This window comes from Microcystis sp. 49638_E5 (genome assembly GCF_021300285.1).
Lineage (GTDB): Bacteria > Cyanobacteriota > Cyanobacteriia > Cyanobacteriales > Microcystaceae > Microcystis > Microcystis aeruginosa_C.
Window position 1 is genome coordinate 17394 of the sequence record NZ_JAJTDH010000030.1, and the last position, 11639, is coordinate 29032.

The window sequence follows — 11639 nt, forward strand, 5'->3', positions numbered from 1 at the left end:
CTAATATTCAAACTAAAGCCGTCCTCAAAAGACGGGGTTTGGAACTCAATTTTTCGATGACGACAATAATCGACGAGTTAAGGCAACAATGGCAAGATCGCCTCTCTCAAACAGAGGATTCCTTAACCGATCGCGAACGGGATACCATTATCAATTGGTTACTCGGTGAAGATAGCCAACGTTGGGAAAATTTAGATGAGAGAGATTTAGCAATCGCTAAACGGGGATTAGTTTATCTTTGGCAAATTTTGCGGCAACGCTATCTCAAAGTTAATCCCACCCGCGCCTATCGTAACCTGATTGATCGTCTCGGTGCTTGTGTCACTCTCCGGCAAAAAATTCGCACTTGGGTTTCCTTAAGTCGCGATCGTCGGCAAGCGGTGGCCGATGTCTTGCAGGAAATTATTCAGGAGATGTTAAATAGCGATCGCTATCTGCAATCCCAGTTAGCATGGATCGCTCGTTGTACCAACGATCAAGCTACTCGTGATCAGCTGCTGTTAGCCACCCTAGAGGAATACGCTCTGCGTCCGATCCGCAATCAACCCCTGTTAGCCTATCGTTTTGTTAATTATCTCCGTCGTCAATCGAGAAGCGGTATCACTAATGTGCCGCGGCAAGAAATGATCCGGATTCTCTCCGATGAAATTAGTGACGATGAGGGGGAAACTAGCTTAAGTTTACTGGATCAAAATGCGATCGCTACCTACGAAGATCAACGCACTTGTCAAGAAGCGCAAATTCAACGGGCAAAAGTTCAAGAGAGTTTTGCTAGGTATCTAGAGGAAAATGTTAGTCCGGAGGCGGTGACTTGGTTTAACCTCTATCTAGGGGGCCAAGGCCAAGATGAGATCGCCAAAGAGATGAATATTCCCATCCAACAGATCTATCGTCTCCGGGAAAAAGTTGGCTATCATGCGATTAAGGTTTTTGCCCTCAAGGAAGGGACAGAATTAATCGCTGAATGGTTACAAATCAGCCCGAAAGAGCATAATTTTGGCTTAACTCTCAGTCAATGGCAAAGTTACTATGCTGGTCTTTCTCCCACGGGTAAAAGCGTTATCGAGGGCTTAAAAGCGGGTAAAACCCTTGAGGAAATCGCTGGCGAATTAAACTGTAAACGCACACAAGTGGTCAAAGAATGGACGCAACTTTATCTAAGCGCCCAAAGTCTTAGGACAAAAACCTAATCAGGAGTCAGGAGATAGGAGTCAGTATTCAGGAGTCAGGAGACAGCTTTTTTTCCCATCTCCCCAATTCCTAATTCATAATTCCTAATTCATAATTCATAATTACCATCCCCTTTTTGATTTTTGACTTCAAGAAATATGTGGATTATTAGCAAAAAAGTCGGGGTATTTACCCATTATTTAACCCCTACGGGTACATTTACCCCCAGCATCGACAAAGCCAGTAAATTTTCTGCTCGGGAAATGGCGGATATTATGGCTAAAAAATACGGCGGAATAGTAGAGGCCATGAGATAATTATGACCATTGGTATTTGGATTTTAGGGGATCAATTATGGACAGGACAAGCGGCCTTAGCTAATTGTCAAGCCTATTCACAGGAAACACCAGTTATTTTAATTGAATCCCACAATCATATTCGACAAAGACCCTATCATCGGCAAAAATTAGTTTTAATCTGGTCGGCGATGCGTCATTTTGCCGAAGAATTAAAAACTTTAGGATGGTCTGTAACCTACGAAGTTGCTGAAGATTTTGAACCGATTTTATCTGCTTGGATTAAGCGATTAGGTATTAAAGAATTACAGATAATGATGCCTAATGATTTGCCTTTTCTTAGATTAATCAAAAATCTCAATTTAGACTGTGCTATAACCCTAATTGATAATAATCACTTTCTCTGGACAAGGACAGATTTTAATAATTGGGCTAAATCTCGTAAAAGACTATTACTAGAGGATTTCTATCGAGAAAGTCGCAAAAAATGGCAGATTTTAATGGAGGATAGTCAACCCATAGGAGGACAATGGAACTTTGATAAACAAAACCGCAAACCGCCCAAGGATGGATTAAAAACAACTGATCCTCTTTGGTTTGAACCCGATGAAATTACCCTTCAGGTTATCGCTGATGTGGAAGCTTTAGATATTCCTAAATATGGAAAAATCAAACCTTTTCGCTGGGCAGTAAACCGCAGACAAGCTTTACAGGTTTTGGAGCATTTTATTACTAATTGTCTGCCCAACTTTGGACCATACCAAGATGCGATGGTAACGGGAGAAGAAACCCTCTGGCATTCCCTACTATCTCCCTATCTGAATCTAGGATTGCTAACGCCTTTGGAAGTGATTCAAGGGGCAGCAATTGCCTATAAAAAAGATAATTTAGCCCTAAATAGCATCGAAGGATTTATCCGTCAGGTGTTGGGATGGCGGGAATATATGCAGGGAATTTATCATTATTTGGGAGAAGATTACGCTAATGGTAATTGGTTTGAGCATCAACAACCCTTACCGGCTTTCTTTTGGGATAGTAAACAAACCGAGATGAATTGCCTCAAACAAGTATTATCACAGGTGGAAAATACCGGTTATGCCCATCATATTCAAAGATTAATGATTTTGAGCAATTTTGCCTTAGTTTTTGGTTGCTCTCCCCAAGAGATTGAAAACTGGTTTCATAGTGTTTTTATCGATGCCTACGATTGGGTAATGCAGACTAATGTACTGGGAATGGGACAATTTGCCGATGGGGGAATTCTCGCTTCCAAACCCTACGCTTCCTCGGCCAACTATATTGATAAAATGAGTGATTATTGTCGGGGTTGTCTGTATAAAAAAAATGAACGAGTCGGGGAGTTTGCCTGTCCTTTTAACTTTCTTTACTGGGATTTTTTGGCACGACATCGAGAAAAATTAAAATCCCAAGGTCGAGTTAATATGATTTTAGGTCATCTCGATCGAATGTCGGCAGCTGAACTTAATCAAATGCGCTGCCAGTCCAACCAATTAAGAGCTATCAGCAGTCAGGAGTCAGGAGTCAGTAGTCAATAGTCGGGAGATTATAGCGTTTTTCACACCTGTGTGGTACATTTAAACTTTTGCTGATTAAGCTTTTCAACATCGATAATGTACCTCTTGCAAACAGGAAACGCTATATCTTTATTTATTCTCCCTTCTCCCCACTTCATAATTCATAATTCATAATTCATAATTCCCATCTCCCCACTTCCCCAAACCCCAAACCCAGTATGATAATTGCTATATGAGTAAATCAAAGGAAAAAAACCGGATTGCCTATCAGGAATTTGGAGATCAAAGCAATTCTCAGGCTTTTGAGCGTTCCATTCCCGAATTACCCCCGAATCAGCAGAATTTGCGAGTACAAACCTCCCGATCTGGTCGGGCGGGAAAAACCGTTACCATAGTTACAGGTTTTCAATGCCAAACCGAAACTCTGACGAAATTATTAAAACAGTTAAAAACTGCTTGCGGAACGGGTGGTACAGTTAAAGAAAATGCCATTGAGATCCAAGGAGATCATCGCCAAAAGATCCTACAAATTCTCATTGAATCGGGTTACAAAGCCAAAATTAGCGGAGGATAGCTAAAAATGATGATTCCCTCTTGGTTGCTTATCGGTGTCGTCGGATTTTTGGTAGCGTTAGCTGGGGGATTACTCAATTCTCGCGATGTGCGTTGGTTTGCGCGTTTGCGTCGTCCCGATTGGTTAACCTTTGAAGGATTAATCCCTCTTATCTGGACAATTATCTATATTTGTGGGGCAATTTCTGCTTATTTAGTCTGGGAAGCTCAACCGGCTAATCGCTGGTTTTTGATGGCTTTTTATCTGTTGGTGGAATTGACTATTACTGCCTATACTCCCGTCACCTGTAAACTACGCAGTCTCAAAGCGGGAACGATTATCGGAGGTACGGGTTTTTTCTTGGGTTGTCTTCTGGTGCTATTGGTTTTCCCTGTTTCTTCTTGGGCGGGCATCCTACTCTTACCCTACCTGATTTGGAGTCCGATCGGTACCTATGTGACTTGGGAAATGAGTCATCTCAATCCTCGGGATGTATAGACAGGTAAAGTGGGATGGGTTAAAAATTAACACATCCCACAGATATTATTGCCATCTACCAACTTTAAAATCTAGACTGTTTTTTTTGCTCTAACTCGCTCTACCCTGCGAGGAATGGAGCAATCAAGGAAGTTAGGAACCTCTTGACGACAGTGAGGACAATACCAGTAGGCACGACTAGCCACAAGGTGACGAAGGGTAATTCCCGAACAAATAGGGCAGCTGTGCATGGATTGTTAGACTAATTTTAAACGTTTTTAAAATTGTCCTACCTCCTGAAATAATCTTAAACAAAATCGCCGCTCTTTAACTCTAACTTTAGGTAGAAACTGGGTATTTCTTTCGGTACATTTCCCAGAAAATACCTAAGAATGAGGACGGAAAAGATGGGAATGTTGCGGGTGATAAAGTTGCGATCGAGTTCCTGTAATCTGGTTTAAAGCGGGACTAATTAGATAAAGGGTAGTTCTAGTTAAATTTTCCCGATGGGTTAATTGGGCCATCTCTGACAGGGGGACAACCCAGATTTTTTCGTCGGGCCAACCGAGACGGAAACAAACGGCCACCTGTTGCTCTGGCTGGTAGTATTTTAGGAGTTTTTCCTGGGCTTTGTCAACATGACGGGCGGCTAAATATAGGCATAAACTGGCTTTATGGGCGGCTAAAGAGGCTAATTCTTCACTTTCTGGCATGGGAGATGCTTTTCCTTCCACCCGGGTTAGAATAATTGTCTGGACTAATTCCGGAATCGTTAATTCTAGGGCCAATTTGGCCGCTAATCCTTGGAAGGCACTAATTCCGGGGATTAGCTGAAAGGGGATATCTGCTGCTGTCAAAAGCTCAATTTGCTCTTGGATGGCACTATAGAGACTTAAATCCCCCGATTGCAGTCGCACCACCGCTAAACCCCGACGCACGCGATCGATCATTAAAGGGATAATTTCCTCTAGGGTGATGCTACTGGTGGGAATTAACTCAGCATCTTTAGGAGTGTCCTCAAGAATTTGTTTGGGGACGAGGGAATCAGCAAAGACGATAACATCGGCTTTTTGGAGAATTTTATAGGCTTTTACCGTCAATAATTCCGGATCTCCGGGTCCTGCACCAATAAAATAGACGGCCGGGGAGAGCGCAGAGGAGTCCATTAAAGTCATACTAAATCCTGTTTAAAAGGGGTGTGGGGTGTGGGGTGTGGGGTGTGGGGATGTGGGGATGTGGGGAGAATAAATAAAAACAATCTCCTGAATCCTGAATACTGAATCCTATCATTAACCTGAACATTTGTATTTAATTAGGGTGAATGACTATAATTAATGATAAAGCACGGTCAGCATTAACAATGATTAGCGATCAATCCCTCCCCCCCCAAAATATTGAAGCGGAAGAATCTATCTTAGGTGGCATTTTACTAGATCCAAAAGCTTTAGGTAGAATCAGTGATTTTTTAATTCCAGAAGCTTTCTATGTGAAAACCCATCAAGATATTTATCGTGCGGCGCTTGCTTTACAAGGGAAGGGAAAACCGACGGATTTAATGACGGTTAGCAGTTGGTTACAAGATAATCATCTGCTGGAAGAAATCGGGGGAATGCCGCGATTGTTACAATTAATTGAGCGCACTGTCTCGGCTGCCAACATCGATCGCTATGCTGAATTAGTGATGGATAAATATATGCGTCGTCAGTTAATTTCCACCGGGGGAGAAATTATCGAGTTAGCCAGGGATACGACGCTAGAATTAGAAAATGTTTTCGATGAATCGGAACAAAAGATTTTTCGTCTCACCCAAAAACGACCCCAGGAGGGTTTAATTTTTCTGGGGGATACTTTAATTGAAACTTTTAACGAAATTGAGAAAATGCAGGAGACGACCACTCTACCCGGTATCGAAACTCAATTTTATGATCTCGATGCGATGACCAGTGGTTTACAACCCTCGGATTTAGTTATTATCGCGGGTAGGCCTTCCATGGGAAAAACTTCTTTTGCTCTTAATATTGCTTATAATATAGCTCAACAGAATTTACCTGTAGCTGTCTTTAGTTTGGAGATGTCTAAGGAACAATTAGCCCAACGTTTGTTATCGAATGAGGCTAAAATCGAAAGTAATCGGATTCGCTCGGGCCGTTTGGGACAAAATGATTTAGAGAAGGTTCTTGGGGGACTAGAAAAGTTATTAAATTTGCCTATATATATCGATGATAGTGCCAATTTAAGTGTAATTCAAATGCGTTCCCAAGTGCGGCGTTTACAGGCAGAAAAAAAGGGGCAAATGGGATTAGTTTTAATCGATTATCTGCAATTAATGGAAGGGGGAGGTGATAATCGCGTTCAGGAAATTTCTAAAATTACCCGCAGTCTTAAGGGTTTAGCGAGAGAAATTCATGCTCCAGTAATTGCTCTTTCTCAGTTAAGTCGCGCTGTGGAATCTCGCAATAATAAAAGACCGATGATGTCCGATTTACGCGAGTCGGGATGTTTAGCGGGTGATAGTTTAGTTGAGTTAGCCGCTCCTCGTGCTAAAGTGCCAATTTGTCAGTTAGTGAATTGCTCTAATTTTACGGTTTTTGCTCTTAATGAGGAAACAATGAAATTAGAAAAAGCACTGGTAACTAAGGTATTTTCCACAGGATTTAAGCCAGTTTTTCGATTAACAACTCGTTTAGGTCGCACGATTAGAACTACAGCCAATCATAAATTTTTGACTGTCCACGGTTGGCAAAGATTAGATGAATTAAATATTGGTAATTATATCGCTTTACCTCGCTCTCTTAGTAATTCAGACCTAACTTTTAATTGGGATGAAGTTATGGCAATTCAAGCGGATGGAGAGACAGAAGTGTATGATTTAACAGTAGATAAACTGCATAACTTTATTGCCAATAATATCATCGTTCATAATAGTATCGAACAGGATGCGGATTTAATTATGATGTTATACCGAGATGAATATTATAACCCCGATAGTCCCGATCGAGGTGTGGCTGAAGTAATTATTACTAAGCATCGTAATGGTCCCACCGGCACAATTAAGCTACTTTTTCAACCAGAATTTACCAAGTTTCTTAATCTTAAACAAAGTCGCTCTAGTTATTAAAATGCAAGCAACTATTAATTATAAAACTCCCAATTGGCTCTTAATACTTTTGGCAATTATCCTAACTCTCGGTGTGGTTTTTCGTTTGGCAAATATCGATAAAAAAATCTATTGGCATGATGAATCCTACACCACGATTAGAACCACTGGTTATCAAGCAAAGGAAATCGCTGATACTATCTTTCAAAATCGTCTTTTATCTACCACAGAATTAGGAAAATTTCAACAACTGAAACCCGAAAGTAATGTTTTTGATACAATAAAATCTCTCGCTAAAGAAGACCCTCAGCACCCACCTTTATACTTTATTATCTCTCGCTATTGGGAAAAAATATTCGGTTTTTCTCCCGTTTCTTCCCGCAGTTTAGCGATTTTTTTTAGTCTTCTCTCCCTGCCATTTATTTACTATCTATCCCTAGAATTATTTGCAGCAAAATTAACGGCAATTTTAGCAGTAATTTTATTGGCACTTTCTCCAGTTGATATAATATTTGCTCAAATGTCTCGTCAGTATAGTCTTTTAGTTTTGTTAACGATAATCAGTCAATTAATGCTGTTAAAATGTCTCAAAAAAAGAACTCTTGTTAATTGGTCTTTATACACCTTCTCTAATACTCTCGGACTCTACACCCATCTCTTTTTTATTCTCAACTTATTTGCTCAAGCAGCCTTTATACTTTGGTATCTTGTTATGAAACCAGAGCGAAAAAATAACTTGATATTTTTCCTGTTATCTGGGTTAACAATGATAATTTTATATATACCCTGGTTACAGGTTTTTTTAACTAACTCTCAAAGGGCCTTTAACTCCACCAGTTGGGCTGCCGTTAACTATCTCGATTGGGGATTGTTTGGTAAATTATGGCTCTTAACTTTTACTTCTCCATTTAGCGATAGCGATTTTGGTTTTAATAACATCTTCACCTATATATATAGACTAATTTTTTTAATCTTAATTATCTATGCTTTTTATCGAGTTTATCGCTACAATAACCCGATGGCTTTTACTTTTCTGATTACCTCAACCCTAGTACCTTTCCTAGCTTTAGTCATTCCCGATCTAATTTTGACTACCACTAGATCAACTGTCACCCGTTATCTAATTGCATCCTTTCCCACTATCTATATAACTGTGGCTTTTTTCTTGTCACAATTGCTTAATCAAGGTAGAATTTTAGGTAAAATTATCTTGACTTTTTTGTTAACTGCTAGTATAGTATCGAACTTTAATAATGCTCTTTCCGAAACCAGTTGGGCAAAAGTTCCTAGTTATTGGAATGGAGAAGTTGCCAGAAAAATCAATGCTGTACCCAATGCCATTATTATCAGCGACGAAGGTAATGACTGGACTAACTTAGGTGATTTGCTTTCCCTTAATTATCGTCTTAATGCTGATGTACAATACTTCCTGACTACCACTAACCCCGATACCGATAAGTTAAAAGAAGTCCTAGAAATTCCCCGCGTCAACTTATTTCTTTTTCGTCCTTCCAATCGGTTATTACTGGCCCTAGATCAATTCGATATTCGTCTTGATTATTTCTATCCCTATGGTCAATTGTGGCGAGGGAAGAAATAGGTAAATATATATTTTGGGTCAATCTAGCCTGAAAGAGTTGAGCAAAGCTGTTATCATAACCAGTTAAAAGCGTTAATCTTCACCTTTAACGAAATGACTTTTCTAATTCCGACCAGCATTTGGCGGCAAATTCTTAAAAAGCTACCCATACTACTATTCTTAGTATCTTTTCTAATAGTCCTACTATTAGGCTATTTTTCTGCTGCTTTCTCTCAAAGTCGAGATCCTGATATCCGCGGTGTTTGGATTACCACCAACGACACAGCCATGCTGATGGATAGGGATAAACGACAACAGGCGATCGAGCAATTAGTTAATCTTAATTTTAATGCCATCTATCCCGTGGTTTGGAATTCCGGTTATGCTCTCTATCCTAGCGCGATCGCTCAACGGGAAGGAATACAGCCTTTTGTGCCTACGGGAGCGCAGGGACAAGATATCTTGGCAGAATTGGTGGAACAAACCCGTGGAAGGGGATTATTAGTCATTCCTTGGTTTGAATTCGGATTTATGGCCCCTCCCACCTCAGAATTAGCCTTAAAACATCAGGACTGGTTAACCCAAAAACGCGACGGGGGGACCACTTGGGTGGGGGCAGCCGGTGAGGTGGTGTGGTTGAATCCCTTCCGTCCCGAGGTGCAGAATTTTCTGCGGGAATTAGTCTTGGAAGTGGTGAGACAATACGATATTAACGGCATCCAATTCGACGATCATCTGAGTTTACCCAACGAATTCGGCTATGATCCCTATACTATCGCCCTTTATCAACAGGAAACCGAAAAAACGCCCCCGGCTAACCCCCGGGATCCCGAATGGACAAAATGGCGGGCCGATAAAATCACCGCTTTTCTGGCTAATCTCAAAGAATCAATTGAGGCAATTAAACCGAATATACTGCTTTCGATCGCCCCTAATCCCTACGAATTCGCCTATAATGGTCATTTACAGGATTGGCTCGGTTGGGTGCGGCAAGGATTAGTCGACGAGTTAATTGTACAGGTTTATCGTCCTGATCTGCCCAGTTTTCTCAAACAAATAGAGCGTCCCGAAATTCAGGAAACCCAGCAAACTATCCCCACCGGTGTGGGAGTTTTGACCGGTTTACGCAATCGACCGATTGCCCTACCCTTTATTGAAGAAAAGGTATTGGCTGCTCGTCAACGGGGTTTAGGGGTGATTTTCTTCTTTTATGAAAGTCTCTGGCAGCAAGCTTTGGAACCTCCAGAAACCAGAAAAGCGGCAATTCAAGCGCTGTTTTCCCAACCCATCACTCCCCGTCTTCCCGTGGTGGAAAATATTCCCTTAGTTAGTACACCTGAACCTGCTGACCAGCCAAGATTAACTCCCACACCTCCCCCCTTAGCGCCGGACGGGATCGAAATTCCTGTTATTCCCCCTCCGGGTAGTTAATAGCAATTTTTGCCCATCAAAATTATACTAAATCCTGTTTAAAAGGTATAGGAGAGTGGCGGTTTTTTTTCAGTGTTGCCAAAGGCACGGCGTAGCCGTCCAGTAAACAGTAAACAGTGAAAGGCTGCCAGCTAAAAAGCTTGTCAAGATTGCCGAGAAGCAGCATTTATTCAGAGTAAATCTTCCAGTCCTATGGTGATATAATTTTGAGTTTGATTGGGATTTTGGATAAACCTAACGACGATTTTATCTCGTTCTTCTAATAGGGTTTCTAGGGTTAATAAATCTGATTCTGTAGGTTGAGAGAGAATTTTATATAAGGTACTCTCACTCAAATTATAGTCTGGCTCATTTTCTTTGGCAATCTCACTAATTTCGTTGCGATTATAAAAAATAATTCCTCTGAATTGCACAAATATTTGTGCATTTTGATAGTTTTTCTGGGGATTAGCATGATTATTGAGAGTCAGAAGCATATAGATTCTATTCATCCCGCTTTGAAATTTACCAGCAAGCTGCTTTAATGTGCTTTCTTTGCCTTTTTTTGCCTGTAGGGATGCTTTGAGTTCAACTAAACAAATTTGCAGATGATAATTGAGAAATTTACCAGCATCATTGACTTTTCTCTGTAAAACTAATATAGCTTTTTCAGGGGTTTTGCCAGAAGCAGAGATACCGGGTAACTCTTTTTCTAAATTGATAACCCAGATTTTATCTACTTCTGTAGATATATTTTTGTCATTTTTAGGCGATAACTGTAAGTGATTAATAACTACTTTCTTTAAATCGCTCTTATTTGTTTCTAGAATTTGAATATACTCATCCTGACTAAGGCAGATTTCTTCAATAAAACCCTGTTTTTCTAAAGCTTGATGAAACTCTTGTCTAAGGGAAAATATTTCTTTTTTTGAGTTAGACTTACTCATTCTCTGCTAAATAGATATGATTGGTTAAAATTTCTCCAGATTTCTGCACGGAGTTGATAACTTCTGTAAAATTACGAAAATAAACACCATATTGACTGGTTCCATAATCAATAATTTTATCACCTGTGAAAAAGTAAACCCCTAAGTCTTCTTTAGCAATTGAAATTTCTGGATTTAAATTTTTTAATTGATTATCTTCAATAATTTTTGTGACATCAACATCATAACTTTTTAAGGTATGAAGATAAACATAATTGTTGAGAATATCGGTTAAAATCGGGCTATGGGTGGTGATCAAAACCCGATTATTATGCTCGGTGACAAATTGAACTAAAATATCCATTAAGCGAATTTGATTTTCGGGATGCAAATTAACTTCTGGTTCATCTATCATCAAAAAATTGTTTTTTTCCTTGGCCCAATATTTGAGATAAAGATACAAGATAGTCAACTGATTGACTGAAGATGAAGCTAGATACATGGGTAAATCTTTGCTTTCATCGAATTTAAAAGAAAATTGAATAGGTGCGATCGATTCTAGACTAGAAATCGTGATTTCTCCTCCCATTAATCCG

Annotated in this window: 12 protein-coding genes; 8 read left to right on the top strand and 4 right to left on the bottom strand. The window is 40.1% G+C overall.

Annotated features, from left to right (window positions below):
- Positions 1-56 precede the first annotated feature (56 nt).
- From LW728_RS10555 to LW728_RS10575, 5 genes are all read left to right on the top strand, one after another.
- Positions 57-1190 carry a HetZ-related protein 2 gene (locus LW728_RS10555; RefSeq protein WP_287766623.1) on the top strand — a complete coding sequence of 378 codons (1134 nt, stop codon included), beginning with the start codon at positions 57-59 and terminating at the stop codon, positions 1188-1190.
- 138 nt (positions 1191-1328) lie between these two features.
- Positions 1329-1487, top strand: a complete 159-nt coding sequence (locus LW728_RS10560) for a hypothetical protein (RefSeq protein WP_002739601.1) — start codon at positions 1329-1331, stop codon at positions 1485-1487.
- A gap of 2 nt (positions 1488-1489) precedes the next feature.
- A complete protein-coding gene (locus LW728_RS10565) occupies positions 1490-3022 on the top strand; it encodes a cryptochrome/photolyase family protein (protein WP_287766625.1) in 1533 nt (510 codons plus the stop codon).
- Between the two features lie 211 nt (positions 3023-3233).
- Entirely contained in the window at positions 3234-3575 is a 342-nt protein-coding gene (locus LW728_RS10570) for a translation initiation factor (protein ID WP_002802447.1), read from the top strand.
- Between the two features lie 9 nt (positions 3576-3584).
- The gene (locus LW728_RS10575; protein ID WP_043997989.1) at positions 3585-4052 is read left to right on the top strand and encodes a TspO/MBR family protein; all 468 of its coding nucleotides are present in this window, start codon (positions 3585-3587) and stop codon (positions 4050-4052) included.
- Between the two features lie 365 nt (positions 4053-4417).
- Here LW728_RS10575 and cobM read toward each other — a convergent pair whose 3' ends face one another.
- Positions 4418-5206, bottom strand: a complete 789-nt coding sequence (gene cobM, locus LW728_RS10580) for a precorrin-4 C(11)-methyltransferase (RefSeq protein WP_287766626.1) — start codon at positions 5204-5206, stop codon at positions 4418-4420.
- A gap of 185 nt (positions 5207-5391) precedes the next feature.
- Between cobM and dnaB the strand changes: the two genes are divergently transcribed.
- From dnaB to LW728_RS10595, 3 genes are all read left to right on the top strand, one after another.
- Entirely contained in the window at positions 5392-7149 is a 1758-nt protein-coding gene (dnaB, locus tag LW728_RS10585; RefSeq protein ID WP_287766628.1) for a replicative DNA helicase, read from the top strand.
- Position 7150: 1 nt separating this feature from the next.
- Positions 7151-8728, top strand: coding sequence for a glycosyltransferase family 39 protein (locus tag LW728_RS10590; RefSeq protein WP_287766630.1), 1578 nt, complete (start codon positions 7151-7153; stop codon positions 8726-8728).
- Between the two features lie 93 nt (positions 8729-8821).
- Positions 8822-10138, top strand: a complete 1317-nt coding sequence (locus LW728_RS10595; protein ID WP_287670290.1) for a family 10 glycosylhydrolase — start codon at positions 8822-8824, stop codon at positions 10136-10138.
- A 22-nt stretch (positions 10139-10160) separates the two neighbouring features.
- On the opposite strand, the gene LW728_RS10600 is transcribed toward LW728_RS10595, so the two are convergent.
- The 3 genes from LW728_RS10600 to LW728_RS10610 form a co-directional block, all read right to left on the bottom strand.
- Complete coding sequence (locus tag LW728_RS10600; protein ID WP_216628729.1) at positions 10161-10304, bottom strand: hypothetical protein; 144 nt, start codon at positions 10302-10304, stop codon at positions 10161-10163.
- Between the two features lie 4 nt (positions 10305-10308).
- Positions 10309-11064 carry a hypothetical protein gene (locus tag LW728_RS10605; protein WP_287766632.1) on the bottom strand — a complete coding sequence of 252 codons (756 nt, stop codon included), beginning with the start codon at positions 11062-11064 and terminating at the stop codon, positions 10309-10311.
- Positions 11057-11639, bottom strand: a 583-nt coding sequence (locus LW728_RS10610) for an AAA family ATPase (protein ID WP_287766633.1), incomplete at its 5' end; no start/stop codon positions are given. The genes LW728_RS10605 and LW728_RS10610, both read right to left, overlap by 8 nt.

Bases quoted from the DNA above. Each gene is read 5' to 3' on its own strand.
- LW728_RS10555 (WP_287766623.1), top strand. From the start codon at position 57: ATGACGACAATAATCGACGAGTTAAGGCAACAATGGCAAGATCGCCTC.
- LW728_RS10560 (WP_002739601.1), top strand. From the start codon at position 1,329: ATGTGGATTATTAGCAAAAAAGTCGGGGTATTTACCCATTATTTAACC.
- LW728_RS10565 (WP_287766625.1), top strand. From the start codon at position 1,490: ATGACCATTGGTATTTGGATTTTAGGGGATCAATTATGGACAGGACAA.
- LW728_RS10570 (WP_002802447.1), top strand. From the start codon at position 3,234: ATGAGTAAATCAAAGGAAAAAAACCGGATTGCCTATCAGGAATTTGGA.
- LW728_RS10575 (WP_043997989.1), top strand. From the start codon at position 3,585: ATGATTCCCTCTTGGTTGCTTATCGGTGTCGTCGGATTTTTGGTAGCG.
- cobM (WP_287766626.1), bottom strand. From the start codon at position 5,206: ATGACTTTAATGGACTCCTCTGCGCTCTCCCCGGCCGTCTATTTTATT.
- dnaB (WP_287766628.1), top strand. From the start codon at position 5,392: ATGATTAGCGATCAATCCCTCCCCCCCCAAAATATTGAAGCGGAAGAA.
- LW728_RS10590 (WP_287766630.1), top strand. From the start codon at position 7,151: ATGCAAGCAACTATTAATTATAAAACTCCCAATTGGCTCTTAATACTT.
- LW728_RS10595 (WP_287670290.1), top strand. From the start codon at position 8,822: ATGACTTTTCTAATTCCGACCAGCATTTGGCGGCAAATTCTTAAAAAG.
- LW728_RS10600 (WP_216628729.1), bottom strand. From the start codon at position 10,304: ATGCTGCTTCTCGGCAATCTTGACAAGCTTTTTAGCTGGCAGCCTTTC.
- LW728_RS10605 (WP_287766632.1), bottom strand. From the start codon at position 11,064: ATGAGTAAGTCTAACTCAAAAAAAGAAATATTTTCCCTTAGACAAGAG.